The organism is Cupriavidus sp. LA-1 (genome assembly GCF_055385985.1).
Genome location: NZ_AP031387.1, coordinates 1,920,517 through 1,945,139, shown reverse-complemented (window position 1 = coordinate 1,945,139; position 24,623 = coordinate 1,920,517). Strand labels below are relative to the sequence as shown.

23 protein-coding genes, 2 pseudogenes and 1 riboswitch are annotated in these 24,623 nt (G+C 62.1%); of the genes and pseudogenes, 18 read left to right on the top strand and 7 right to left on the bottom strand.

The window, feature by feature from the left end:
- Window positions 1–197 precede the first annotated feature (197 nt).
- The 9 genes and pseudogenes from ACZ5MJ_RS09170 (at window position 198) to ACZ5MJ_RS09130 (ending at window position 8,342) form a co-directional block, all read left to right on the top strand.
- On the top strand, window positions 198–1,385 hold the full coding sequence (locus ACZ5MJ_RS09170; RefSeq protein ID WP_464223692.1) for a DNA-binding protein: 1,188 nt from the start codon (window positions 198–200) through the stop codon (window positions 1,383–1,385).
- Between the two features lie 304 nt (window positions 1,386–1,689).
- Window positions 1,690–1,800 (top strand): annotated as a pseudogene (locus ACZ5MJ_RS09165) (H-NS family nucleoid-associated regulatory protein); the annotation flags it as partial.
- Window positions 1,801–1,876: 76 nt separating this feature from the next.
- The gene (ybgF, locus tag ACZ5MJ_RS09160) at window positions 1,877–2,635 is read left to right on the top strand and encodes a tol-pal system protein YbgF (RefSeq protein WP_464223523.1); all 759 of its coding nucleotides are present in this window, start codon (window positions 1,877–1,879) and stop codon (window positions 2,633–2,635) included.
- Window positions 2,636–2,810: 175 nt separating this feature from the next.
- Window positions 2,811–3,194, top strand: coding sequence for a TetR family transcriptional regulator C-terminal domain-containing protein (locus ACZ5MJ_RS09155; RefSeq protein WP_464223521.1), 384 nt, complete (start codon window positions 2,811–2,813; stop codon window positions 3,192–3,194).
- Between the two features lie 164 nt (window positions 3,195–3,358).
- Window positions 3,359–3,556 carry a hypothetical protein gene (locus tag ACZ5MJ_RS09150; protein WP_464223520.1) on the top strand — a complete coding sequence of 66 codons (198 nt, stop codon included), beginning with the start codon at window positions 3,359–3,361 and terminating at the stop codon, window positions 3,554–3,556.
- A gap of 50 nt (window positions 3,557–3,606) precedes the next feature.
- Complete coding sequence (locus ACZ5MJ_RS09145; RefSeq protein WP_464223519.1) at window positions 3,607–4,887, top strand: acyl-CoA dehydrogenase family protein; 1,281 nt, start codon at window positions 3,607–3,609, stop codon at window positions 4,885–4,887.
- Window positions 4,888–4,924: 37 nt separating this feature from the next.
- Entirely contained in the window at window positions 4,925–6,481 is a 1,557-nt protein-coding gene (locus ACZ5MJ_RS09140; protein ID WP_464223517.1) for a class I adenylate-forming enzyme family protein, read from the top strand.
- Window positions 6,482–6,510: 29 nt separating this feature from the next.
- Window positions 6,511–7,527 (top strand): NADP-dependent oxidoreductase, encoded by a 1,017-nt coding sequence (locus ACZ5MJ_RS09135; protein ID WP_464223690.1) that lies wholly within the window; start codon window positions 6,511–6,513, stop codon window positions 7,525–7,527.
- A complete protein-coding gene (locus tag ACZ5MJ_RS09130; RefSeq protein WP_464223516.1) occupies window positions 7,524–8,342 on the top strand; it encodes an SDR family NAD(P)-dependent oxidoreductase in 819 nt (272 codons plus the stop codon). The genes ACZ5MJ_RS09135 and ACZ5MJ_RS09130 overlap by 4 nt, the downstream gene beginning before the upstream one ends.
- A gap of 25 nt (window positions 8,343–8,367) precedes the next feature.
- Here the strand turns inward: ACZ5MJ_RS09130 and ACZ5MJ_RS09125 are convergent.
- The 5 genes and pseudogenes from ACZ5MJ_RS09125 to ACZ5MJ_RS09105 all read right to left on the bottom strand — a co-directional run.
- Window positions 8,368–8,703 (bottom strand): annotated as a pseudogene (locus ACZ5MJ_RS09125) (porin); the annotation flags it as partial.
- A gap of 182 nt (window positions 8,704–8,885) precedes the next feature.
- Window positions 8,886–10,046, bottom strand: a complete 1,161-nt coding sequence (locus ACZ5MJ_RS09120) for an MFS transporter (RefSeq protein ID WP_464223515.1) — start codon at window positions 10,044–10,046, stop codon at window positions 8,886–8,888.
- Window positions 10,043–11,398, bottom strand: coding sequence for an MFS transporter (locus tag ACZ5MJ_RS09115; protein ID WP_464223514.1), 1,356 nt, complete (start codon window positions 11,396–11,398; stop codon window positions 10,043–10,045). The genes ACZ5MJ_RS09120 and ACZ5MJ_RS09115 overlap by 4 nt, the downstream gene beginning before the upstream one ends.
- A 58-nt stretch (window positions 11,399–11,456) precedes the next feature.
- Window positions 11,457–12,215: an SDR family NAD(P)-dependent oxidoreductase gene (locus ACZ5MJ_RS09110; protein ID WP_464223689.1), complete on the bottom strand. Its 759-nt coding sequence runs from the start codon at window positions 12,213–12,215 to the stop codon at window positions 11,457–11,459.
- Between the two features lie 90 nt (window positions 12,216–12,305).
- Window positions 12,306–14,063 carry an FAD-dependent oxidoreductase gene (locus tag ACZ5MJ_RS09105; protein WP_464223513.1) on the bottom strand — a complete coding sequence of 586 codons (1,758 nt, stop codon included), beginning with the start codon at window positions 14,061–14,063 and terminating at the stop codon, window positions 12,306–12,308.
- Between the two features lie 172 nt (window positions 14,064–14,235).
- On the opposite strand from ACZ5MJ_RS09105, the gene ACZ5MJ_RS09100 reads away from it, so the two are divergent.
- Entirely contained in the window at window positions 14,236–15,033 is a 798-nt protein-coding gene (locus tag ACZ5MJ_RS09100) for an IclR family transcriptional regulator (protein WP_464223511.1), read from the top strand.
- 1,115 nt (window positions 15,034–16,148) lie between these two features.
- On the opposite strand, the gene ACZ5MJ_RS09095 is transcribed toward ACZ5MJ_RS09100, so the two are convergent.
- Window positions 16,149–16,637 carry a hypothetical protein gene (locus ACZ5MJ_RS09095; protein ID WP_464223510.1) on the bottom strand — a complete coding sequence of 163 codons (489 nt, stop codon included), beginning with the start codon at window positions 16,635–16,637 and terminating at the stop codon, window positions 16,149–16,151.
- A gap of 196 nt (window positions 16,638–16,833) precedes the next feature.
- On the opposite strand from ACZ5MJ_RS09095, the gene ACZ5MJ_RS09090 reads away from it, so the two are divergent.
- Window positions 16,834–17,517 carry a hypothetical protein gene (locus ACZ5MJ_RS09090; RefSeq protein WP_464223509.1) on the top strand — a complete coding sequence of 228 codons (684 nt, stop codon included), beginning with the start codon at window positions 16,834–16,836 and terminating at the stop codon, window positions 17,515–17,517.
- 398 nt (window positions 17,518–17,915) lie between these two features.
- On the opposite strand, the gene ACZ5MJ_RS09085 is transcribed toward ACZ5MJ_RS09090, so the two are convergent.
- Window positions 17,916–18,962 carry a DJ-1/PfpI family protein gene (locus ACZ5MJ_RS09085; RefSeq protein ID WP_464223508.1) on the bottom strand — a complete coding sequence of 349 codons (1,047 nt, stop codon included), beginning with the start codon at window positions 18,960–18,962 and terminating at the stop codon, window positions 17,916–17,918.
- A gap of 84 nt (window positions 18,963–19,046) precedes the next feature.
- Here ACZ5MJ_RS09085 and ACZ5MJ_RS09080 point away from each other — a divergent pair, with 84 nt between their 5' ends.
- The 7 genes from ACZ5MJ_RS09080 (at window position 19,047) to ACZ5MJ_RS09050 (ending at window position 24,191) form a co-directional block, all read left to right on the top strand.
- The gene (locus tag ACZ5MJ_RS09080) at window positions 19,047–20,066 is read left to right on the top strand and encodes a GlxA family transcriptional regulator (protein ID WP_464223507.1); all 1,020 of its coding nucleotides are present in this window, start codon (window positions 19,047–19,049) and stop codon (window positions 20,064–20,066) included.
- A 278-nt stretch (window positions 20,067–20,344) separates the two neighbouring features.
- Complete coding sequence (locus tag ACZ5MJ_RS09075; protein WP_464223505.1) at window positions 20,345–20,578, top strand: DUF6429 family protein; 234 nt, start codon at window positions 20,345–20,347, stop codon at window positions 20,576–20,578.
- A gap of 166 nt (window positions 20,579–20,744) precedes the next feature.
- The gene (locus tag ACZ5MJ_RS09070; RefSeq protein WP_464223504.1) at window positions 20,745–21,158 is read left to right on the top strand and encodes a hypothetical protein; all 414 of its coding nucleotides are present in this window, start codon (window positions 20,745–20,747) and stop codon (window positions 21,156–21,158) included.
- 8 nt (window positions 21,159–21,166) lie between these two features.
- Window positions 21,167–21,421 carry an H-NS histone family protein gene (locus tag ACZ5MJ_RS09065; RefSeq protein WP_464223503.1) on the top strand — a complete coding sequence of 85 codons (255 nt, stop codon included), beginning with the start codon at window positions 21,167–21,169 and terminating at the stop codon, window positions 21,419–21,421.
- A 124-nt stretch (window positions 21,422–21,545) separates the two neighbouring features.
- Window positions 21,546–22,157, top strand: coding sequence for a 3'-5' exonuclease (locus ACZ5MJ_RS09060; RefSeq protein ID WP_464223502.1), 612 nt, complete (start codon window positions 21,546–21,548; stop codon window positions 22,155–22,157).
- A 205-nt stretch (window positions 22,158–22,362) separates the two neighbouring features.
- Window positions 22,363–22,446: riboswitch (ZMP/ZTP riboswitch) on the top strand.
- 20 nt (window positions 22,447–22,466) lie between these two features.
- Entirely contained in the window at window positions 22,467–23,099 is a 633-nt protein-coding gene (locus tag ACZ5MJ_RS09055; RefSeq protein WP_464223501.1) for a LysE family translocator, read from the top strand.
- A 132-nt stretch (window positions 23,100–23,231) separates the two neighbouring features.
- On the top strand, window positions 23,232–24,191 hold the full coding sequence (locus ACZ5MJ_RS09050; protein WP_464223500.1) for an alpha/beta hydrolase: 960 nt from the start codon (window positions 23,232–23,234) through the stop codon (window positions 24,189–24,191).
- Window positions 24,192–24,623 lie beyond the last annotated feature (432 nt).

Sequence of the window (24,623 nt, the reverse complement as noted above, 5' to 3'; positions counted from 1 at the left end):
GCTCCAGGGGGCACGGAACAAAATTAGTTTAACCATGGATACAAATTTAGTTTAACCAACGTCAGGCTCGACGCGCAGATGAATCCGATGCCAATTTATAGACATAAGCGCAGTTATGTCTAAAGTCTTGGCATTAGAATTAGGTTTGACACGTATTACGTAGTAATATTTATCATGACTTTTTGCTTTTTCTCCCCATGCCGGCTGCCGATCTGGATCTGACCGACACCGCGCTGCAGGCCGACCTGGCTGAGCTGCGCAGCCGCTTCCCCGAAACCCGCGCGCTGTACCGCGAGGTCTGCGGGTTGCTGTTCTTTCGCTACGGCGTCACGCCCACCGCCAACAAGCTCTACAGTCTGGTGCGCAAGGGCAGCATGGGCACGCCCGCCGAGGTGTTGCAAGCGTTTTGGCAGGAACTGCGCGGGCGCACGCGCGTCACCATCGACCATCCGGACCTGCCGGACCCCCTCAAGCAGATCGCCGCCGAGGCGGTCCAGACCATCTGGCAGTCGGCCAACGAAGCGGCCACCGCCGAACTGGCGACGCTGCGCGCGGAAGCCCGGCATGCCGCGAGCGAAGCGGAAGCCGAGCGCGATGCGGCTCGCGTGGAGACGGCCGCCGCGCGCGAGGATGCGGCGGCCATTGCCGCCCAGCTGGCGGAAGCGCGGCAGGCGCACGACACCGTGCAGGCAGACCTGGCCACGGAGCGACAGGCCCACGCCGCCACGCAGGCCCGGCTCGAGGCGGGGCGGACGGAACTCGAAACGGGCCGGCGCCAGCTGGACGCCTTGCGCACCCAATTCTCGACGGAGCTGGAGCGGGCGCGCGAGGCGGTGACGCTGGCGCAGGAGCGCGCCGAAGCCAGCGAGCGGCGCAGCTTGCGCGAGCTGGACGCCGAGCGCACGGCGCGCCAGAAGAGTGAGCGCACGGCCGAAGAGTTGCGTACGGAACTGGCGGGGGCACGCAGCGAGGCGCGCGATGCCGCGGTGGCGCAGGCGGAGGGTCGCGCCAAGCTGGAAGCGCAGGCCGCGGCGCTGGCGGAGCGGCTTACCGAGCGGCTCGTGGCCGCCGAGCAGGCGCAGCGCCAGGCGGCGGGCGACCGGGAGGCCGTGCAGGCGGAACTCGCCGCGGCACTGCGCCGGGCCGAGCGCGGCGAAGCGGAAGCGGCGCTCGCGCGCCAGCTGCTGGCCACCTTGCGCGTCGCGCCGCCCGAACGCGACGGCGGTGGCAGTGGTGGAAGGCGGCGCAAGGCCGGCAGTCCACCGGCGACCGCGCCGGAAGACCACGGGAAAGAGCCGGGCAACGAGCAGGGGGCGGCGGCGCTGCGGGACAATCAGGACGATGGCAACGCCAGCCGTGACGGCAGCGATGACAGCAAAGACTGAGCGTGCGGACGCGATCCGCTCATCCAGTCTCTCTATTACGCCGAGCCCGAGGACGTCGAATACGACGAGTCGGCAGAAAGGTCCCGAAGTCGTACGACGTTGATTGGGCGCGAGAAGTCGCAAGGAAGGCTTGGCGCAGGCAAGAAGCGAACGACACGCGAGAGACAAGGTCTCACGGTCCATGGGATAAGGAAGCGTCTGCACCTGCAGTGACTTCAATGAAGGAGAATGAATTGGCCCCAGAGCAAGTGGTTGAACCCGTTGTCGCGAGCAATGCGACGGACGGACTTGGTCAGATGGAGCTTGCTACCGCAACGCGGAAGGGCTCACCTGGGACGGGCAGGGCGAGATGCCCTCGTGGCTCAAGCGCGCGGTCAATGCTGGGCAGAGCGTTGAGTTTTTTCGGGTTGGATAGGGCCGCCGATGCATTGGCCCGCTGTCCAACGGCGATGTGACCAGGGCTCACCGACACAACCCACGACGACTCATTTATGAAAGTACGCGTTTTCACCCTGTTGTGGCTCGCCGCCATGGCGAGCGGCGGTATGCTGCCACCCACGCCGGCACACGCCAGCGTGTTCGACGATGAGCAGGCGCGCAAAACGGTCATCAACCTGCGCGACCAGTTCAACAGCTTCCAGGCGACGGCTACCCAGCGCATTGAGCAGAACAGCCGCACCACACTCGACCTGCAGAACCAGCTCGAAGGCCTACGCCAGGAAGTCGCGCGACTACGCGGCCAGAACGAAGTGCTGCAGAACACGGTGGCGACGCTGCAGAAGCAGCAGAAGGACTATTACGCCGACCTGGATGCGCGCCAGAAGAAGTTCGAGCCGCAGCACGCTTCGGTCGAAGACCACCAAGGCACGTCGCAGCCGGGCGAGAAGCCCGAATACGACGCCGCGCTCAAGCATTTCCAGACGGGCGATTTCAAGAGCGCCGGGAATTCGTTCTCGTCGTTTATCAAGAAGTATCCGCAGAGCCCGTACCTGCCGCTAGCGCAGTACTGGCTCGGCAACTCGCTCTACGCGCAGCGCGACTACAAGGGGTCCACCTGGGTGCTGCAGAAAATGATCCATGCCAACCCGACGCATCCCAAGGTGCCGGACGCCATGATCGCGGTGGCCAATAATCAGCTCGAGTCCGGCCAGAAGGATGCCGCGCGCAAAACGCTGGAACAGGTGGTGGCCAAGTATCCAGGTACCGAAGGCGCGCGTGCGGCGAACAACCGGTTGAAGACGCTGAAGTAGGGGTGATCGTACTTTCCGTGTAGAAATGGCGGCTACAGGGCGGGCATCCGCCTGCAGCAAGGCTTTTCGGTGCAATAAGTCTCGTCCGATCGGTGTACTTGTAAGTCCCTGATAGATCGAGATTTTCCGGGGCAAACCGCCAGAAAATGCACGGAAAGTACGATCACCCCTATTAGTGTTTGACCTGCCATTGGGTGGCGGCAGAGGAAAACCAGCACATCGCCAACCTGCCCGGTGGAGCAGCGGTGGCAGATCGACCCGTTTCTGCCCTCCGGTGAAGGTTGGCGAGCGTCTAGAACCGGAGGTCATCGCGCGAATCGCATCGATGACCGAAGACCAGAATTCCAAGCTCGCTGCCGTCATTCGGGATGGCATAGCAGCCGGCTACATCAATCCAGGCCTCAACCCCGAAAGCACCGCCAACGCCCTCTGGGCCATGATGGATGGGGTTCTTTGCCTGGCATTGCGGAAAGATGCGATGCGGCCGGAATCCGTGAGTCCAGAGGCATTGATCGGCGCGGCCTGGAGCCTGCTCGAACTCGGCATGAGAACGCGCTGAGACGAGTGCGGGCGGGAATTACACGCAGTCCCGCATTGCGCCGCCGCCCCACTTGCCCCTGTCCAGGTCGCCAGCGGCTTTGCAACACAGGACGGGGCGTCGCTCGCCGCTCCGCATACGCCATTGCGATTAATCGGGAAGTCATCAAGAAGACCTTTGCGCTGATGGTCGACCCGCTGTTCGCTGGCTTTGCCTATGAGAACGAAGCGATGCGCGCAAGCATGGCGTTGCCGACCGTGACGGGGGCAATCGCCGCCGTGCTGGAGACAGGGCAGACGAGCGAGAACGAGCTCGATTTGCCGGCAACGATCGAGCGTGTTCTCGGTCCGCTTCCGGAGAGTGAGGCGGCGCGGCGCGGATGAGGATTGCCGCGACGCCGCTACCTCTCCCACCTAATATCAGGAGTCCATTCATGAATGCGAATCATCAAGTGCCGCTGCCCGTCGTCGGCCTGTCCGGGTTCGAGCCGCATCTGTCGGAAGAGGAGGCCGGTGCGCAAGCTGCATTGCACCGGTTTGCGGCGGAAGTCATGCGTCCGATCGGACGCGAAATCGATCGGCTACCCGCCGATCAGGCATACCAGTCCGGCTCGCCGTTCTGGCAATTTCACCAGGAGATCGCCAAGCTGGGGTTGGGCCCGGACTCGCTGGTCGGGCTGGAACCGGTCGTGGCCGCCCGAATGGAGGCCATCGTGATGGAGGAGCTCGGATGGGGAGATGCCGGGCTCGCCGTCTCGACCGGCGCAGGTGCGATGCCGATGGTGATGGCGCAGGCCAGTGGCAATCAGGAGCTGATCGACCTGTGCGCCGGCAAACTCGGCTGTTGGGCGGCGACGCAGCCGGACCGCGGTTCGGATGGTCTCATCCTTTACGCCGCGGAGCGCTACCCCGGTTCGCAAGGCAACAAGGGCAATCTCCAGGCGAGCTTTGTCGGTGACGAGATTGTGATCAACGGTCAAACGTCGGCCTGGGTGTCTAACGGCGCCGTGGCGCAGGTCGCGCTCCTCGACATCGTGGCGGACTACGGCGAAGGATTCCACGGCCCTGACGGCACCACATATGGGTGCAACATCATCGTGCCGCTCGACCTGAATGGGGTCTCGCGCGGCAAGCCGCTGGAGAAGCTGGGCAAGCGCGCGTTGCCGCAGGGCGAGATCTATTTCGACAACGTGCGCGTGCCCCGTCGCTTTGCGATCGCGACTCGCGACGACTACGAGTTCAAGCATGCACACGCGTGGGCTCATGCAGGCACGGCGATGAGCCACATTTCGTCCGGGCTCGCGCGTGCGGCATTTGAGCTCGCGTTGACCTATGTCCACGAGCGCCGTCAAGGCGGGGCCATGCTGGCGCAGCACCAGCTCACGCAGTACCGGATCGGGGTGATCGGGACCAAGGTCGAAGCGATTCGCTCAATGGCGAGGCACGTCGCGGAATACACGAAATGTTCGCCGCGTGCTCATCCGTACTTTACGGCCGCTGGCAAGGCATTTTGCACGAGCGAGATGCTGACGGTAGTCAACGAATCGCTGCAATTGTTCGGCGGGGTCGGGCTGACGTGTGAGTTCCCTGTCGAGAAGCTCCTGCGTGACGCTCGCGCGATGCAGATCGAGGACGGGGAGAACAACATCCTGTTCACGCACTACGGCTACCTCCTGAGCCAATTGCATCAACAGGAAGGCTGGGCTCGTGCCTGACGGCTTTGGCAATTGCTCGATATTTGGATGACTCAAGATGGCGATGATTGACTTCTTTGACCGCGGCTGGCTGTTGAACCGACATGGCACTGCGTACATGATGGACGGCCAGCGATGGAGTTACGACGAGACATATCGTCTGACGTGCCAGATCGCCCATGGCTTAATCGAAGCCGGCCTGACGAAGCAGACCAAGGGGGCGGTGCTCGCCGGCAATCATCCCCTCGCATGGATGTGCGTGCTCGGCATGTGGAGGGCCGGTCTCGCGTGGGTGCCGTTGAATCCGCGTGGCAGCATCGACGAAAGCGTGAGCCTGCTGAAAAACTTCGATACCGAAGTGTTGTTCGTTCAGGCGGCGTTTGCTCCGGTGCTGGAGGCGGTGCGCGCCGGGTGTCCGGACCTGAAGCACTTCGTCTGTATCGACGGAGACATCCCCGGGTGCACGTCGCTCGGCACTTGGCTGGAGGGGAACCCCGAGACGTCGCCGAAGGTCGACTTTGACATGTCCGACGTGGTGGCGATCATGCCGACGGGCGGCACCACCGGGGCGCCGAAAGGCGTGATGCAGACACATCGCAACCTCGGCGTTTCAGTCGCCAGTTCGCTGATGAATGTCCACTACGCGCCTGGCGAGCCGATCGTCAATCTGGCGGCTGCGCCGATGACGCACAGCGCCGGATTCCTGTCGCTGTCCGCGACCGCGCGCGGAGGGACGGTGGTGATCCTGTCGAAACCCGATCCGGCCGCACTCGTCGATGCCATCGAGCAGCACCGGGTCACCGAGTTTTTCCTGCCTCCGACGGTGATCTACCGTTTGCTGGAGATGCCCGGCATCGACAACCGGGATTTCTCTTCGCTGCGTTACTTCATGTACGGTGCCGCTCCTATGTCGATGGAGAAGCTGAAGAAGGCGCTTGCCGTATTCGGACCGGTCATGTTCCAGGGCTACGGTCAGACAGAGGCTCCCGGCGCGATCGCTTTCATGCGGCCGGGGGACCATCTTGTCGATGGTGGCCTCGCCTCCGACGAGAGGCTCAGTGCATGCGGCCTTCCGTGCGCGTCGAACGGTCTGGCAATCATGGACGAGCGGGGGCGCATCTTGCCGCCGGGGGAAAGCGGCGAGATTTGCGTGCGCGGCGATCTCGTGATGAAGGGGTACTACAAGCAGCCAGATCGAACGGCCGAGGTTATCGCGGACGGCTGGCTGCACACCGGCGATATCGGACATGTCGACCACGAGGGTTTCCTGCACATCACCGACCGCAAGAAGGACATGATCATCAGCGGTGGCTTTAACGTCTATCCGAGCGAGGTCGAACAGGTGATCTGGTCGCACCCGGCTGTCCAGGACTGCGCGGTGATAGGGGTGCCAGACGAAATCTGGGGGGAGGCGGTGAAAGCGGTAGTCGAACTGGTCCAGGAGGGAGCGGTCACGCCGGACGAGCTAATTGCGATGTGCCGTCAGAGACTCGGCCCGGTCAAGACGCCGAAAAGCGTCGAAATCGTAGCACAGTTGCCTCGGAGTGCGGTCGGCAAGGTGCTGAAAAAAGATCTTCGTGCCAGGTACTGGCAAAACACGCAACGCACAATCTAAGCAAACAAGAGGAGTGAGACGTGGCTGAAATGAATCGACAATGGCTGTTGCGTCGTCGCCCGGAAGGCATGGTCGGCGTCGAAGACTTCGAATACCGTGAAGCACCGATTCCCACGCCTCAGGACGGCGAGGTGCTGGTGCGCTCGCTGTACTTCGGGTATGACGCCAGTCAGCGCATCTGGATTACCGAGCACGGCGGCTATATGACCCCGGTGGGCATTGGCGAGGCGATGCGCACGATGGGTATCGGGCAGGTCGTCGCGTCTCGGCATCCGTCCTATGGGGCAGGAGATCTGGTGACGGGCTTCTTGAGCTGGCAAGACTATGTGATCGCGCGTGCCGACGGTCCGATGCCGCTGCAAGTCCTCCCTAAGGCAGGCTATCCGCTAACTTGGAATCTCGGGGTGCTGGGCGCTGGCGGGCTCACGGCCTACTTCGCGGTGACCGACGTACTGCAGGTTCAACCTACCGATACCGTGGTGATCTCCGCCGCGACCGGCGCCACTGGGTCGATCGCCGGCGACATCTGCAAGGCGATGGGCGTCAAGCGTGTGGTTGGCATCGCTGGAGGGCCGGAGAAATGCCGCTGGATTACCGAGAAATCCCACTACGATGCGGCCGTGGACTACAAGAGTCCGGATTTCGTCGCGCGCCTGCGTGAGCAGTGTCCGGACCGCGTCGACGCGTACTTCGACAATGTCGGTGGCGACATGCTCGATACACTGCTTGACCACATGGCGCCGCGTGGGCGCGTCGTCATTTGCGGCGCGATGGCCTCCGGGTATACGACTCCGGATGTTCCGGGGCCGAAGAAGTACATGAACATCTGCACCAAGATGCTCCAAGTGCAAGGCATCTTGTTGCTCTTCTACCGCGACCGTTTGCAGGCTGGTGTCGAGACGCTCGCTCGCTGGATTACGGAGGGCAAGATCCACGTCGAAGAGGAAATCGTGGACGGCTTCGAGCACGCGCCAAGGCTGCTGCCGCTTCCCTTCAGCGGGAAGAACCCCGGAAAGCTGATACTGAAGGTGGCAGATCCGTCATGACCGAACATGGAGTGCTTTTCTTCGATGACAAGGTTGTCGCAATCACGGGGGCTGGATCGGGCATAGGCCGCGACCTCGCAATCGAACTGGCTCGTCGAGGTGCCCGTCTTGCCCTATCGGACATCAGCTCGAATGGTCTCGCGGGAACGGTGGCGCAGTTGCCGACCGGAACGAACGTCTGTTCATACGTGCTCGACGTGTCGAACCGAAGCGAGGTATTTCGGCATGCGGACCAGGTCGTCAAGGACTTTGGGGATGTGCACTTTGTCATCAACAATGCGGGCACGTCGGTCCTCGCCACCGTCGAGCATACGACGCTCGAGGAGTTCGAGAAGGTGCTCGCGATCAATTTATGGGACGTCATCCACGGGACACAGGCCTTCCTGCCCAAGCTGCTGGCCCGGCGCGAAGGCTGCATCGTCAACGTGTCCAGCGTGTTTGGGCTTGTCGCCACACCTTGTTCGGGTGCTTACACGATTTCCAAATTCGGGGTGCGCGGTCTTACCGAAACACTGTGGCAGGAACTCGAAGGGACTGGGGTGCGGGCGGTGCTCGTGCATCCTGGCGGCATCAACACCAACATCAGCAAGGTGCCCAGCGCGGAACACGAGGGCGAACTCGAGCGCAGGCTCAAGTCAGCCAATATCCGACAAATGACGACCACACCTGAGCAATGCGCTCGCGAAATCGTGGCGGGACTGATTCGCGGTGACAAGCGAATTCTGGTGGGGAATGGTGCGCGTTCCCTGCACTGGATATCGCGCTTGTTTCCCGACAGCTACGGCAAGCTCGTGCGTCGCAAGTTGGGCGTTTAGGCGGCGTCACCAGGATTCCGCCCCACGATCCCTGCAGTCCGACATAGGCCATGCGGCCGAAGAGGCGGCCACCCTGGCCAGATTTTCCGGTGTCGACGTCGAACCCGCTCTCCAGTACGAACATGCCTTGCACACCGTTTCCGAGGTTTTCGGTACCCCGAAGTCCCCAGCGGGAGCCGGCGATATTTCCGGAAGTCACGCGATAGACGCTGTCTCCATTCCCGGGCTGGTGATTGGCGTATTCGATGCCGCTATCAACTACGCCATACAGGGTCACTTCGGAATGGGCCAATCCTGTCGCACCCAGCAGGGAGAGCGCCACGCAGCAGGTGATACCGGTTCTTGTCGTCAAATCTTGCATCTTGGATCCTCCAGTGGTCTTGATGCGCGTTCGTTCGGGTTTTGAAAAATTGGGGTTTCCTCGACGCGCCGAACGGGCTGTCGTCAGGTGAATCGGGAAGTGGAAGCCAGCAGCGATCAGCGTCGTGATCGCTTCAGGGCAAACTAGTTCGATGGCTGGCAGGTGGCAGGCATCAATGGCAGCTATCGGTGACGGTGACGGGAATTGTCTGTGCGGAGCCGTCCTCCGAATGCCATGCCGAGAAGGGGAAGGGCCACGGAGGCGGCGGCAAACAGCCATCGCTCGCCGAGGGTGCCGGCGACGGCAGCAGCGCCGCCCATGCCGAGCGCCTGCCCAAGGAACAGGCTCGCGGCAAACAGCCCGACCGCCGTACCGCGCGATGGCGGGAACACCTCGGTCGCCTGGGTCTGCAAGGTGTTGTGAAGCATGTAGAAGCCGAGTCCGCCGAGGAAGCATCCGGGCACGCTCCATTCCCACCGGGGTCCGACCGCCACGATCGCGAAGGCGGCACCCAGGAGCGCGCCTCCGAGGGCGGCCAGCGCATCAGAGCCCAGACGCCTGATCAGCACGCCGGACAGCGCCACATATAACAGGCCACCGACGCCATACATCGCCATCACCGCGCCGGCCGTACCCAGGCCGAGCCCGAAGCGGCCATGCAGATAGGTCGGCACAAAAGCAAATCCCGTCAGTGTGAACAGGCCTTCGATCGCCGTCACTGCGAAAACCAGCCTGGCGCGTGGCTGACTTAGCACGCTGCGGAACTGCTCCCCGAATGAACGCCTGGCAATCAGGTTGGAGACCATGCCCGATTCCTGCATCCGCACGACGAGCGCCGCGACGCCGGAGCCCGCCGCCAGCACCCAGAAGACAATGCGCCAGTGCAGCCAGTCGGCGATCAGCCCGGACATCCACTGGCCACCGATCACTCCGCCGATGGTCGCGAGGAAGAAGCGGGCAAGCACCTGCTGCCGGTCCCTGACCGGAACCGTATCGCCGATCATCGCCATGCTCATGGGGATGACACCCGCAGCGGCTGCGCCCGAGAGCCCCCGGGCCAGCGCGAGGGCGGGCATGGTCGGGGCCACGGCGGCCATGACGTTCGCAACGGCGCAGCCTGTCAGCGCAAGGGTGACGACGCGGAGTTTGCCGAAGCGGTCGCCGAGCGGTCCATATACGAGCTGCATCAGGCCATAGGCCAGCGCAAACGCGGAGATGGACCACGCCGCCATGCCAATGGGTACGGCGAAGTCCGACGACAGTGCCGGAAGCAGGGCGTCACAGGCGCGCATGGACGCCATGCTCATGACCGCCGCAATGGCGAGAGCGCCGAACCGCCTCACTCCGCCACCCTTGCCATCGGATAGGCGTGCCGGGGCTTCGCGATCAGGAAGACCGACCCTGCCGCGAGCAGCGCCGGCACGGCGAGCAGGCCGAATACATCGCCGAAGCCCCAGCCAAGACCGAGAAGGCCTGCGCCGATGAAGGCGCCGGCCATGCCACCGATCCGCCCGATGCCCTGCATCCACGCCACGCCCGTCGTACGCGCCTCAGTCGGATAGAGGCCTGCGGCATAGGTGGACATCGAGGTTGCCGCGCTCGTGACCAGGGTGCCACAAAGGAAAAGTGAGATGCCGAGGAACTCCGGATGATCGACACCGCGTCCCACCACGATGACGAGCACAGCGGCCAGCAGGTACGCCACGACGATGGTACGGTTGGCATTGAAGCGGTCCATGAGCCAGCCCGCAACAAGGTTGCCGAGCAAGCCGCCAAGGGGAAACAGGGAGGCCAGCAACGCGCCACGTTCCACGCTGAATCCGGCTTCACGGAACAGCGTCGGCATCCAGTTCGTCATCAGGTAATAGATCACCAGACCCATGAAGCACGACAGCCAGAGCAGGAACGTGCGCCGCCGGTATCCGGCCGACAGGATGAGTGCAAGAGCCGAAGCCTTTCCCGCCTTGCCTGCCGAAGCCATCGGCGCGACGAACACGCAGTGTTCGAGCGATTGCCGAGGTGCAATGCGCTTCAGGATGCGCGCGATCCGCTCGGGCGCCCCGGCGCGCACCGCCAGGAACTGGGCCGACTCCGGAAGCAGCACAAGGAGCAGCATGGCGAGTATCAGCGGCGCGATGCCGCCAGCTGTCAACACGCTTCGCCAGCCGAAATGAGGAATCAGCCAGGCCGATGCCGCGCCGCCCGCCACCAGCCCACCGGAGAAGCCGCAGTACATGGCATTCACCGCAAGGGAACGCAGACGCGACGGCGCGTATTCCGACATCATCGTGATGGTCGTCGGCATGGCCGCACCGAGCCCGAGTCCGGTCAGGAAGCGCAGGACGGTCAATGTGCCGACGGTCTGCGCATGGGCGGCAAGGAGCGTCCATCCTCCGAAGCTCGCGACAGCCGCCACCAGTACCGTCCTGCGGCCAATGCGATCTGCCACGGGTCCAGCGAAGATCGCGCCCAGGCTCAGGCCAGCCAGTGCTGCGCTCATGACGACACCGAGTTCGCCGCGGCCGATGCCCCACTCATGCGCCAGCGGCGGTGCGATAAAACCAATTGCCGCCGTGTCATAGCCGTCGGCCGCTACGACGAGGAAGCAGAAGGCGAGGACCAGCCACTGGCAAGGCGAAAAGCGTTCGGCGTCGATGAAGGACTGCACGTCGATCGTGCGGGATGCCTGTTTCATCGTTGTCTCCTGGATGGGCGGGCAAGCGCGCTGTGCGCGCTTGCCTCGTTTGTGAGAGTCAGGCGGCGAGGTACCCGCCGTCCACGGGCAGGGTCACGCCGGTCACATAGGTGGACATCGACGAGGCGAGAAACAGCACCGCGCCCACCAGTTCTTCGGGTTGCCCAACCCGGTTCATCGGGATGCGGGACATGAAGCGTTCGAGCTTCGCCGGGTCCGTGCGCGTGGAAACGGTCATGGGCGTTTCGATGACGCCCGGTGCAATGGCATTGACGCGCACACCGTCGCGCGCGAGGTCGGCTGCCAGCGACTGGGTCAGCATCTTCACCGCGCCCTTCGAGGGCGAGTAGCCGAGCGTGTTCGACTGGCCCGAAAACGACGCGATCGAGGCGACATTGACGATGGCACCACGGGTCTGCCGCAGGGCCGGCAGCCACGCGTGGCAGACGTTGAACGTCCCTTCGTGGTTGACCTTCATCACCCGCTGCAGGTTGGCCAGCGCATTCTCGCTGTCAATGCCCTCGCGAATGAGGATGCCGGCGTTGTTCACCAGCACGTCGACGGGGCCGACGCAAGCGGTGACCTCTTCGGCGACGGCGCGGCATTGCGCGGCGTCGGTCACGTCCAGCGCGCAGGCGCGCGCCGCATGTCCACGGGCATCGATCATCGCCGCCGTCTCATCGGCATTGGCTTCGTTCATGTCGGTCACGACGACCGTCGCGCCGGCTTCGGCGAGGCCGATGGCGATGGCCCGGCCGTTGCCCTGGCCCGCGCCGGTTATGAAAGCGACCTTCCCGGTCAGGAGTTGAGGAATCATCATGATTGCAATCGAGGGAAATTCAGGGTGAACGCCGCCACGCGGCCGCCGCAATGCGGCCGCGCGGGTGACAAAAAACGGGCAGGGAACTCAGTGCATGGCCAGAGGCTCGCGCGCGGCGGCCGCGCTCGCTGTCGGGGGCGTGGCCTGAACGTGATCGGCGATGTGGTTGCCCGCGACATAGCCAAAGGTCAGACCCGGGCCGAGCGTGATGCCCGCACCGCTGTACTCGCCGCCCATGATGCTTGCCGCATCGTTGCCCGCTGCGTAGAGGCCGGGGATCGGATCGCCGTCCCGGGAGACGACTTGGGCGTGCTCATTCGTACGAATGCCCATGAATGAGCCCAGGTCGCCCGGTACGAGCTTGAGCGCATAGAACGGACCGTTGGCCAGCGGCGCGACGCAGGGATTGGGCGTGTGCAGCGCGTCGCCCTGGTAGCGGTTGTAGGCTTTGCTGCCGCGCCCAAACTCGGGATCGCGGCCGTACCACGCCGTTTCGTTGTACTGGCGAACGGTGCCGGCGAGTGTCGCCGGATCGAGACCGATCTGCTTCGCAAGGTCCTCAATTGTCTTGCCGCGCTTGAGGTAGCCATTGCGCAGATGCGGCCCGAGCGGCATCGGGAACGGCTTCACGAAGCCGAGACCGTAGTGCCGGATCGCCGCATGGTCGGCGATCAGCCAGCACGCCGTCTCCGGCTTGCCCTTCGAGGCGGCGATCATTGTCTGCACGAGATCGTGGTACGAGTTCGCCTCGTTGGCGAAGCGCTTGCCATCCAGGCTGACGGCAATCACGCCTGGTTTCGCCCGGTCGATGAAGTGGGGCATGATGCCGGTCGTGCCGTCCTTGCGCGGCACGAGCGACATGGGCGTCCACGCAGCGGCATTCGACAGGGTCTTGTCGAACACACCGCCTACCTCTTCGGCCATGCGCATGCCGTCGCCCACATTGGTCTGCGGCGTTGGCGAGAAGTGGCCGTGCCCAGCCTTCACGTGCGGGTAAGTCTCCTTGCGCCGCTCGAGGTTGTGCGGGAATCCGCCGCTGGCCAGCACCACACCGTGACGCGCCTTCACGCTGACCCGCTGGCCGTCGCGCTCAAGCACCGCGCCGGTGACGCGCCCCCCCTCCTGCAACAACTGCACGGCAGGCGACGACAGCCATACCGGGATCGACAGGTCGGCTGCCGACTTTGCGAGCCGCGCTGCCAGCGCATTGCCGTTAGTCAGCGTCATGCCCCGCCCGTACTTCATTACTTCCAGGAAATGTTTGCTCAGGCGTTTGGTGACATACCACGCGGACGCGAGGGATCGCGTCACCCGCATGAAATGGACGATCTCCTTGCCGGAGCCGATCGTTACGCCGAAGACCGTCAGTTCCGGCAGCACGGGGCCGAGGGTTTTGAGCAGCGGGCCGAGTTCGCGCGCGTCGTACGGGCGCGTCACCATCGAGCGGCCGCCTTGCGCGGCGCCGGGCACCTCGGCGTGGTAGTCCGGGAACGTGAGCGGCATGTCGAACTGGACGGCAGTCTTTGTCATGAAGAACTCAATTGCTTTCGGGCCGTTCGCCAGAAAGGCGCGTACACGCGCCTCATCGAAACCGGCGCCGGCCTGGTTCCGGATATAGGTCAGGGCCTGGTCCGGCTGTTCGTGATGACCGTATGCCCCGGCCAGATGGGTGTTCGGCACCCAGAGCCAGCCACCCGAGCGGGCCGTCGTGCCGCCGTAGTAGCTCGCCTTCTCGGCAACGATGACCTTCAGCCCCCGGCTGGCGGCGGTAATGGCCGCGGACATGCCGGCGACGCCTGATCCGATGACCAGAACATCACATTTTTCCTGTTGCAGTGTAGACATCGACTTCTCCATTCAAGTGCGGGCGGTACGGCCGCCAAGAGCGGTGCCGCCATGTTTGCTAGATTAATACTAGCGTGCTTGAAATTATCTACATGTTAACCCTACGCTTGCTCATTAGATAATGTCTAGTGCTATACTGCGCGCACGATCCATCTCATGGCAGGGACATACCGTGGACCAGACCGACCAGGCACCCGAGCGAGAGCGCCGCGGCATCCAGTCGATTGAAGTGGGAGGAGAAATCCTGAAGGTGCTGGCCTCCGAGGCCAGGCCGATGGCGCTACGCGATCTCGTGAAGGCGGCGAACATGCCGTCCGGCAAGATCCATCCGTATCTGGTGAGCTTTGGCAAGATCGGGCTCGTCGCCCAGGACCCGGTCACGGGTCACTACCTGCTCGGCCCGATGGCCATCCAGCTCGGGCTGACCAGCCTGCAGACGCTGAACCCGATCCGCGAGGCCACGCCGTTCGCCGAAGCGCTGTCGGAAGACACGTCGCACGCGGTCGCGCTCGCTGTTTGGGGAAACCTTGGGCCGGTCATCGTGCGGCTGATCGATGCGTCCTATCCCATCCACACGAACATCCGCACCGGCACGGTCATGTCGCTCGCCAATACGGCGACCGGCAGGGTTTTCTCGGCATTCCTGCCTCGTCAGTTCACAGAGAACTTGTTGCTGGATGACCGCATACGGCTTGGCCCCGATATTGCGCATCCGCTGGATGCCGCCTTGGTCGAAGAAATGATCAAAGAGGCGAGGGCGCGCCACATGTCCCGCAGCATCAACCATCCCACGCCGGGAATCGTTGCCTTTTCCGCGCCGGTGTTCGATTACTCGGGAAACATTGCGCTAACGATCACCATCATGGGACCGACCGGCACTGTTGATACCGATTGGGAGGGGCCCGTGGCCAAGGCACTGGATGCGTGTGCGCAGGCGGTTTCGAAGCGCCTCGGCTACCGGGGCTCGTAGAAGTCCTTGCAGGCGTCTAGCTTCAGGGGGCTGAAATGGTCGTTTCCTTGAGCGGCCATTTCTTGTCCGACGACGGTCCATCTATCCTAAGGCTTGTGCGATGCGGGCGCTTGCAGGTGGGATTGGACGAGGGGCAGAAACGGCCAACGACCCGTCCGATGCGACCCCAGTACAGAGGTCCGTTGTTTGAGCGGAGCTGCCGCTTGAATGGCTGTCTGAGCGCGAAGGCGCGCGGCTGAAGATGGCCTGTCTCTGGCGTAGGATCGTCTATCGTTCCCGGAAATCGGCGATGAACCAAGAAAGAAGGCGCTGTGTGAGTTAATTGTAGGGTTGGCCCCCCGTTTTTTTTCACATCATGTAGCGCACGAGGCCTTCCACCGAGTGCGCCGTGCGCGTAGTGTTAAACGGATCGGGGTGGTTGACGCGACTCGTGTCGCGCGCCCCACGCAACCGCAGGGGCCAAAGCAGCAACAATGACAATCCAAGTGGGGTGGAGCAATGAGAATAAGGCTGACCATACTGGTGACTCTCGGGCTCCTGAGCACTGCCGCGCATTCGGCCTGCGAATGCAAGTGTATGGATGGGCACAATTACCCGGTCTGCAGCAATCCTAACGAGGTGCCCCCTGTTTGCCCACAGGTTTGCGCTACCGAGCCACCGGCGACCCCGAACATCCTCACCCCCCAGGTTCCGGCGGTCGGTGCGACTACCTGCGAAATGCGGCAAGTCTGGAATCCGGCGACGAGACGGTATGAGTGGCAGCGGGTCTGCCAGTAGGTGCCTGCCGCAGCGCGGGTTGTGGCCCGCCTTGGGCGACGTCGCCGGCCGCAGTTCGACAGGCAATTCACACATAGCCAAAAAGAAACCCCGGAGGCCGGCCTCACATTCGGCGTCCGGAGCTGTGCGGCAGGATTGCCGCGAGTGGAGATCGGGTCTGGTTTTGCGTTACACCATGCCGGGAACGTTCTGGAGCCAGCCCGGCTTTGGATCCAGCGCAACATCTTGAGTAGGCCGTCGCCGGACGGGAACCAGAGGTAGTAGCTGGCGCATCTCGACCTATCTCTGCCGTTCGACTTGACCTGTCAGAACGGCTTTAATGGTCGACTGCGCTCATGCTACGAGTGGCCTGCCTTTCTTGCCAAAATGCACGAGTAGATTTCGTCGGGAGTGAGATTTGCTCCCCCGACCAACAGCAGGTAATTGCGACTGAGAAAGAAGCGCTTGGCCAAAGTCAACCTGATCGCTGGATTACCGAAAGCGCCTTTGTGGCCAATCGGCGCGCTCGCTGGAGCGAGGTCGACTAGCACGGCATTTCGCACTGTGGTCCAAGGTATCAGAGATAACTGTCGCGAGATGCCAAAAGGTCGCACCAGAATCCCCTCGTCACGAATGATGCAGGCAGGAAGCTCACTCGTCAGATTGAGAACTAGTGTGCAGGACATGAGGCCAAGGATTGTGCCGAACATCCATGCCGACACTCGGAAGACGGGAGGCAGGGGAATGACGAAAGCCACGAGGATCAACATCGCCGCTACCGCAGCGCCACCTATGATCACTTTGATCACACTCCATTTGGACCTGTGCACCACGATTTCCGTCGTCATCTGCACAGCACACATTGGGTTCGGGCCCGGCCAAGGCAACATAGACCTTCTCCAAGGCATAAACTGGAAAGAGGCGGTCGCAGTGTGTTTTTGCTGCCCAGCGTTTCTGTTATCCGCCGGGCAGACTCCCGAGTGTCCCCGGGTGCCGGCTGCGCGGCGATAGCCATGCCGCGCAGAAGCTGCCGTCTCAAATGCCATGAGTTACATTCGCGCACCGTTCACCGACGATCAGGTCCAGAAGCTCAACGAGAACCAAGTCGGCCTCGGCGGCCCGCTTCTGCGCGCCTTCATCTGCAGGAACCGCGCCGATCATCGCCACGGAGTCGAAGGTGGCGCCCCTGGCATCCTGATTGCCACCAAATACGGCTGGGTTTGCCCACACTGCAATTACAAAAGGGACTGGGCATTCGCGATCATGGCGACCCGGTTGACTCGCCCGCCGACCGCCATCCAATCCTTTGTCTATACGACGCCCTCGATCGAGAAGGCCAACATCCTGCTCGGTCAATATGAGCAGCTTGCGGCAACCGAGCGCCCCGGCGCGTCCGTGATGGTTGCCTGCATCAAGAATCGCATCGAAGAAATGTCGCTCCCCGGATTCGGCACTATCGAGCTCGACGAGATCCCCACTGACGCGGTGGTGAGACAATCAGAAGGACGTAATTACTGGATCGTCTCGGGACAATCACATCTTCAAGCCGCCCTGCGCCTGACCGGCCGCGCGCTGGTGACGGATGCTGTCACCCATGAGCAGTTACACGTCCATGACATCGACGGTAAACTGTTTGCCATTTCGTCCGACACCCAGGCAGTGCTGGACTCAGAAACACTTACGGCGATCGAACACGCCAAAGCCGACCCGCGCGCGAGACGCGCGTGAAACCGATTTTGCACCGGCTTCCCTCAAGACCCACTACGGGGCGGTCAGAAGCTAGGGCCGGCCCAAGCATCACACTGACCGCGCAGACGTAAGCATCCTGACGTATGCCGGCAAGTCCAGGCACTAATAGCCGGCGGCCGTCAGGGCCCGAGCCTCTTCGTCAAAAAAAGCTGGCGAGAACAGCGCCTTGGTCAATGTCCACCCTTTCACCCGGCGCCCTTCCTTTGTCGACGTGAACCGCGCGATGTGTCGCTCGAATTCGGAAAGCGAGGAACGGATGCGCTTGCTTGCACTGCGCTTAGTGCTCTCTCCGCGGTGCGAAATTTGCTCCGGCGTATCCCTCCATGTCAGGATTGTCGTGTCGCAAAGCAGGGCAGTGAGGGCTGGCGCCTGAACAATCAGAACCCATCTTGGGTGCCGTACTCCAGCATCAGCTTGACCAGTTCGCGCGTGGCGGCGTCATAGCGCCTGCCAATATCGGCAAGTGTGTCGTGCAATTGCGTGACGGGCGGCCTGTCCGCCGACAGGGCAACCCGGTATGTGCCGTTGCCGGACAAAGGCGATGTCGGAACCAGCGTCAGGCCGCTGCGCATCGTCACAGCGCCGCTCGCTTCGACCACGGCCTGTGAACGGTAGGTGCGAGACCAGGCATCCGCCGCCAGCGCGAGCTGGATATCATCGACGCCGTCGCGCACCGGAATGACGATAGTCTCGTGCCTCCAGAATGCGACACTGTTGACGACCAGCGGCAGAACCCGACTGGCGTCGAGCTGGAATGCGGCACTATTATGCGTAGTCCCCCATGTACGTAAGCCAAGCGATTGCGCCACAGCAGCCGCACGAGCGGGCCCGGCAATCGCTTCGACGATTGCCACACTGACGGGCACCGACGCGGTGACGCCTGTTGTCGACACGACGCTGCGATCGGCAACGTAGCGGCGATTGGGAACATGGGTGGCGCCGGGATGCCGCTCCCGTAGCTTGTTCCTGTCATACCAGTGTCCCGCGAATCGGCGGCCATCGAGCAACCCGGCATTGCCGACGACCAGTGCACCCGAGCAGATCGCGACGATCACCGCGCCTTTCTCGGCCTGGGCACGAATCCACGCGATGACGATGGGGTCATCATCTGCATGCATCGCAGGAACGATCACGTAGTCCGCGCCGTCCGGATAGCGGTTATCGAAAGACGCAAAGTCCTCCTGAAGCTCAACCGCCAGCGCCGGCATCAGCGAAACACGCCCGCGCCGTGGCGCCAAGGCCTCTACCGCGGCTATGTTCGCACGGCGGAGTACCGCGTAGGGGACGAGGAAGTCGGTGGTCTCGGTGCCCTCATTGAGCGCGAGTACGGCAATGACTGGCTTGGCATGGCGCGGCGCAGGGATGGCCATATCAGCGGCAGCGATAGAATTTTGCGCATGTGCTGGCGTGGCGCCCATCAGCATGATAGCGATCACAACGAATCTGAACGGCAATGGCATACTTCTTTTTCGGCCATGGATGATGCCTGCAGGGTACGCCCCCCTACGATGACCAACAACGACAACAATGCCGCAGTTTCTGCCAGTGCCACGCAAGCAACCGTGATGCCGCGCCACCTGGTGCTAGTTGTGTTCGATGGTGTCGAGGCGATCGACGTCGCCGGGCCGGCCAGCGCGATCAGCAAGGCTGCGGATTGCGTACCCGGCGCTTATCGGCTCACGATCGCGTCGCCATCGGGTGGGGACGTCAGGACCAACGCGGGGCTCACCATTGCCGCAACAGAAGCGCTTCATGCCATTGCCGGCCCCATCGATACCCTGATCGTGGCGGGCGGCGATGAGCCAGCCTTGCGCGCGGCCATCACGGCGCAAGGGGTCGGCCAATGGGTCGCGCGCACGGCACCCGATGTCCGGCGGGTGGCGAGCGTGTGTACGGGGGCGTTCGCGCTGGCAGCAGCCGGCCTGCTTGAAGGCCGTCAATGCACAACGCACCGGAATGCATGCGCAATGCTCCAATCGATGTTCCCGGAGACCACGGTACTGCACGACCGCATTTACGTGTGCGACGGTCCTGTGTGGACGTCGGCCGGTGTAACGACGGGGCTCGACATGACGCTGGCGATGATTGCCGCCGATCTCGGGCAGGCGGTGGCGGTTGATATCGCCCACAACCTTGCCGTCTTCATGGTGCGGGGAAGTACCGATCCGCAAGATAGCCGCGCGCTTGCCGCGCAGGCACAAGCTGCGCCTCGCATGCAAGAACTCGTGGCATGGATGATGGGCAACCTGACAGGCGATCTGTCCGTGGAGGCACTGGCCCAGCGAGCCCGCATGAGTCCACGCAATCTGGCGAGAACGTTTATGGCTGAGACCGGCAGCACACCGGCTGCGTTCGTCTCGCGGGCGCGCGTCGATCGTGCTGCAGCGCTGCTTGTGCACACCGACTGGCCGCAGGAGAAGATCGCACGGGAAAGCGGCTTTGGGTCGGTCGACGCCTTTCAACGTGCATTCGGCCGGCAGATGGGGGCCACACCAGATGTGTATCGCTCGAAAAGCAGCCTTTCATAGCAGGTGCGGGTCATCAACTACTCGGTTCCCAAGGACTCGCTCAAATTCTGGCGCAGCCGATATCGGCTTCGCGATCGATGAAGAGCCAGGCCATATTGGCGAGGAGGTCCAGCTGTCGACGACGATTCTGCGTCGAATGGGGCCGGCGTATTCGGCGCATGTGAACTTTCGGAGCACGTTGCGATTTCCCCTTGAGCAGTACCAGGACATGCTGCTCGAAGCGGCGCCCTCGCAGCGTGCGGCAGGATCGTAAGGGCCACCTTCAAGGAGGAGGCAAGATGGACATCAATACCGACGCAGTCGACGAGGTCGTCCTCGCGCTGCTCTACCTCAATTTATGCGGCGAGAATCGCGCCTGGAGGAGTTTTGACTGGGACACGCTGAATCGCTTGCACGAAAAAGGGCTCATCGGGAATCCGGTGAACCGGGCGAAATCGGTGTGGCTAACCGACGAGGGCCTAGGCGAGGCCGAGCGGTTGTTCACGAAATACTTCGTCCGCGCTGGCGACTAGCAAGTGGTTAGCAGGCATATATGCTTTATTGCACACAAGTATGCAGCACACCTTTCTGCATTGTCCGAGGGCTCTCGGGCTGGGTTTGGGCAACGCTGGCGCCAGATTTTGCATCGAAAGGAAGCAATCAGGTGAGCTTGATGATCTCCTAACGCTTTGATTTGTAATGATAATTCGTCTCTCACCGCCAGATTTTGCACGGAAAGTACGATTACCCCGGGAAGAGGTCGCGGCCAGCTCGGCGCAGCTGGCCGCCGCGCTCGCCGATCGGCTCGCCACCGCCGAGCAGGCGCAGCGCAAATCCGTCAACGACCTGGATATCATGCAGGTCGAGTTGGCCGCGGCACAGCGCCGGGCGGAACGGGCCGAGGCCGAGGCGGCACTGGCGCGCCAACTGCTGGCAGAATTGCGGGTGGCGCCACCCGGGGCGCGACGGTGGCGGTGCACGGCGGCGCAAGGCCGGCGGCCCGACGCCGACCGAGAAGCAAGCGCAGAGCGAAAAGCAGGACGAACAGCAAGACGAAAAGCAGGGCGCGCCAGCCGGCGCCTTGAACCCGGAAGAGGGCAGCAACAGCAGTGACGACAACGATGACAGCCAACATTGAGCGGGCGAACGCGATCCGCTGGATCCAGGACCAGATGGCCGACTACGGGCTGACGCTGGAAGACCTGGACGGGGCGGGGTGCTTCGAGCCTCCGCCGCCTCCACCCCCACCGCCGCCGCCGGTGGTCTGCTACCGCAACGCCCAGGGAATGAGCTGGGATGGGCAGGGCGAGATGCCCGATTGGCTGCGGCGGGCGGTCAATGCGGGCCAATCGGTGGAGTTTTACCGGGTCGGATAAACGAAGCTCAGTTACTGCAGGCGATGAATTTTCTTTTTAATCATGGGCTTGCAGAGGACGCGCCGGATTCTTTGCGAATCCCGGGCGTGTCTGATTTTGGCTTTGAGAAACAAGGGGCAGCAGGGTGCAGACGGTTGCAATTTTGGATTTTGAAACGACGGGATTGTCGCCAAAGCTAGGTGACCGAGCGACGGAAATTGCTGTCATTTTGTTGCGCGACGGCGAGATCGTCGACCGTTTTCAAAGCTTGATGAATGCGGGAAGGCGTATTCCCTCGCAGGTTGTAAGCCTGACCGGCATCACCAATGACATGATTTCAGATGCACCGGCTGCATCGAAGGTCATGAGTGAAGCGGCCCGGTTTGTCGGCCGACATCCGGTGGTGGCCCATAATGCCGGGTTTGACCGAAGGTTTTGGCAAGCCGAGCTTGGGCTTCTGGACATCGCAGCCAATCAGCACTTCGCGTGTACGATGCTCGCTTCCAGGCGTATCTACCCACACGCACAAAATCACAGGTTATCGACACTCGTCGATATGCTGCAATTGCCTAAGGCCGGGCGTGCACACCGAGCGATGGCCGACGCTGAAATGACCTGTCATCTGTGGCATCGACTGCAACACGATATCGCCCAGACGTACGGAGTGAGCCAGGTCGATTACGCACTTATCGCCCGTGTGCAGGCCACCAGCAGCGCCAAGGTTCCGACGCTCCTGCGCTCACTAGCCGGCGGCTGAAGTATTCGCTGTGCACAGAGCATGTTCAGCAAAACAACCTGCGTTCTGCAGGTCGAGCTAGTGCAGGCCATATCTGTCCACTTGACTTGCGTTTGGATTCAAGGAATCGCCTCAGCGTGCTCACGCAGGAGTTGTGTGTCGGAATCCGGAGGAAGAGCAGGGGCATGCGGATCAAGGCAGCAAATTGGAAGACGTGCTAGGATCTCTGAACTCATGTGACTGGCGCATGCAGATAGGGCACTATCGGGGAGCGTGAGGTTGTTAGCCGCCGCGCGCCTGGGCATTACCTACTACCCTTGGAGATGGGTTATGCCTGATTTCACACAATTGCTCATGTTCGCTCTTGTGGCGTTGGGAATGGTTTTAACGCCGGGGCCGAACATGATTTATCTAATTTCCCGCTCAATTTGCCAAGGTAGACGCGCAGGCCTCATTTCGTTGGGAGGTGTTGCTCTAGGCTTTGTGTTCTATATGCTCTGCGCGGCATTCGGAATTACGGCTTTCGTATTCGCAGTACCTTACGCATACGACACGCTTCGCTTTGGCGGCGCTTTGTACCTTCTATATCTTGCCTGGCAAGCCGTCAAACCGGGGGGACGGTCCGCCTTTGCAGTGCGCGACCTACCGGTCGATACCCCAAGGAAGCTCTTAGGCATGGGGTTTATCACTAACCTGGCGAATCCAAAAATCGCCGTCATGTATCTGTCTCTCCTTCCCCAGTTTATTACGCCAGGACACGGCAGTGTTCTTACCCAATCGCTGGCGCTCGGCAGCGTTCAGATTTCGATCAGCCTCGCTGTAAATGCGCTTATCGTCGTGACAGCCGGATCGATATCTATCTTCCTGTCAGGACGCCCGTCATGGCTATCGCTGCAGCGCTGGCTGATGGGGGGCGTTCTGACAGGTCTGGCGGTACGGATGGCGTGCGAATCGAGGAAATAGCGGCGCCTCGCATCGGCTGTGCGTCGCCCCTGCATTAATGAAGGTCCGCGCAACGCGGATTCATGCCGACCTTCCACGCCCCCAACAGTTGAGTGATTGCCCAGGATAACGCGTTCCGCACATCATTTACCTATGCCCCAGGCAAGCTACAAGACGGAAACCTATTGGAAACAGTACCAACCCTTTTTTCCCGGACATACGCGAGTAACCGCCGCCAGCGGCCCGAATGAAGAGTGGCTCGCCTGGAGAGGAGCATCGATCCATGTTGATCGATTTCCCTGCGCTGCATCGCCGCTGACGGTGATCGTAGTGCATGGAGGAGGAGGGTACGGCCGGCTGTTCGCGCCGATTGGCAAGCTGCTGCACGGCGCCGGCTACGAGGTAGTAGCTCCGGATCTACCAGGATATGGATTGACTCAGGCGCCTCCTTCACTGGTTTCCTATAAGGCGTGGACCAACTTGCTATGCGATCTGGCGTCTATCGAGCACCGGAACACCGGGCGACGCGTAGTATTGTGCGGTGGCAGCCTTGGTGGCTATCTGGCTTACCTGTGCGCGGCGCGGATGGGTTACGGCCCGATTGCTGGCGTGATCGCCACAACCCTTGCGGATCCGCGCTCGCCGCTGGTGAAACGACAGTTTGCCCGCAACGCGCTGGTGCGCCACGTCATGATGCCCCTGTTGCCCTTCTGCGCCCCTCTGATCGGCGGACTGAGGCTGCCCGTGAAGTGGTTTACCAAAATGGGCGCGATGTCGAACGATTCATCGCTAAACCGACTCGTTGCCGAGGATCCTTATGGTGGTGGCGTACGTGTGCCGGTCAATTTCATGCAGTCAATTTTTGCCGTGCGGCCGGACATTGAGCCCGAGGACTTCGACCACTGTCCTCTCCTGCTGGCACACCCGGAAAACGACCGCTGGACGGGCTTCGAATCGAGCCGGCAGTTCTTTGACCGCATCAAGGGCGACAAAAGGTTGGTGATGCTGGAAAACTGTGGTCACTTTCCAGTGGAGGAGCCAGGCATCACCCAACTGGAACAGGCTTCGATCCGATTCCTGCGGGAGATAGCCAGCAACCGATCGCAGGCGTGACCGCGTGACATTGGTTTGTTGTGATGAGGTCAGAGGGGCTATCAGGTATCCCTTTGTTTTCGATGCAATTAACGGGTTGGCTACCCCGAGCATTCATGCGGGCTTCCGGCTGATGCCCGGAAGATATCCCCATAAAATCAATCACTTGCTGACTGGTCCATTTTCCGCATCCACAGATACCGATCTGTAGCATGGGCGTGGCGGTAGGGAAGGGCGGTCAGCCTCCGAAAAGCCGAGTCGGAGCCGACGAGCGGATGACGGCAAGCGCTCGTCGGTCAGGGGATGCATATCGCCGATATGACTATTGCGGACCCAGAGGTATCGGTTCTTTGGTACAGCCCTCTGAGCCGCTTTCAAAGCAAAAACGGTTACGCCGTACGCCACGGTGAAGATGAGGTGGACTGGAATGCCTGAAGCCGAGGGCTTGGTAGG

Bases quoted from the DNA above. Each gene is read 5' to 3' on its own strand.
- ACZ5MJ_RS09055 (WP_464223501.1), top strand. From the start codon at position 22,467: ATGCCTGATTTCACACAATTGCTCATGTTCGCTCTTGTGGCGTTGGGA.
- ACZ5MJ_RS09065 (WP_464223503.1), top strand. From the start codon at position 21,167: ATGACAGCCAACATTGAGCGGGCGAACGCGATCCGCTGGATCCAGGAC.
- ACZ5MJ_RS09075 (WP_464223505.1), top strand. From the start codon at position 20,345: ATGGACATCAATACCGACGCAGTCGACGAGGTCGTCCTCGCGCTGCTC.
- ACZ5MJ_RS09170 (WP_464223692.1), top strand. From the start codon at position 198: ATGCCGGCTGCCGATCTGGATCTGACCGACACCGCGCTGCAGGCCGAC.
- ybgF (WP_464223523.1), top strand. From the start codon at position 1,877: ATGAAAGTACGCGTTTTCACCCTGTTGTGGCTCGCCGCCATGGCGAGC.
- ACZ5MJ_RS09085 (WP_464223508.1), bottom strand. From the start codon at position 18,962: ATGCTGATGGGCGCCACGCCAGCACATGCGCAAAATTCTATCGCTGCC.
- ACZ5MJ_RS09095 (WP_464223510.1), bottom strand. From the start codon at position 16,637: ATGACGACGGAAATCGTGGTGCACAGGTCCAAATGGAGTGTGATCAAA.
- ACZ5MJ_RS09105 (WP_464223513.1), bottom strand. From the start codon at position 14,063: ATGTCTACACTGCAACAGGAAAAATGTGATGTTCTGGTCATCGGATCA.
- ACZ5MJ_RS09110 (WP_464223689.1), bottom strand. From the start codon at position 12,215: ATGATTCCTCAACTCCTGACCGGGAAGGTCGCTTTCATAACCGGCGCG.
- ACZ5MJ_RS09145 (WP_464223519.1), top strand. From the start codon at position 3,607: ATGAATGCGAATCATCAAGTGCCGCTGCCCGTCGTCGGCCTGTCCGGG.
- ACZ5MJ_RS09070 (WP_464223504.1), top strand. From the start codon at position 20,745: ATGATAATTCGTCTCTCACCGCCAGATTTTGCACGGAAAGTACGATTA.
- ACZ5MJ_RS09140 (WP_464223517.1), top strand. From the start codon at position 4,925: ATGGCGATGATTGACTTCTTTGACCGCGGCTGGCTGTTGAACCGACAT.
- ACZ5MJ_RS09050 (WP_464223500.1), top strand. From the start codon at position 23,232: ATGCCCCAGGCAAGCTACAAGACGGAAACCTATTGGAAACAGTACCAA.
- ACZ5MJ_RS09080 (WP_464223507.1), top strand. From the start codon at position 19,047: ATGACCAACAACGACAACAATGCCGCAGTTTCTGCCAGTGCCACGCAA.
- ACZ5MJ_RS09090 (WP_464223509.1), top strand. From the start codon at position 16,834: ATGAGTTACATTCGCGCACCGTTCACCGACGATCAGGTCCAGAAGCTC.
- ACZ5MJ_RS09150 (WP_464223520.1), top strand. From the start codon at position 3,359: ATGGTCGACCCGCTGTTCGCTGGCTTTGCCTATGAGAACGAAGCGATG.
- ACZ5MJ_RS09115 (WP_464223514.1), bottom strand. From the start codon at position 11,398: ATGAAACAGGCATCCCGCACGATCGACGTGCAGTCCTTCATCGACGCC.
- ACZ5MJ_RS09135 (WP_464223690.1), top strand. From the start codon at position 6,511: ATGAATCGACAATGGCTGTTGCGTCGTCGCCCGGAAGGCATGGTCGGC.
- ACZ5MJ_RS09130 (WP_464223516.1), top strand. From the start codon at position 7,524: ATGACCGAACATGGAGTGCTTTTCTTCGATGACAAGGTTGTCGCAATC.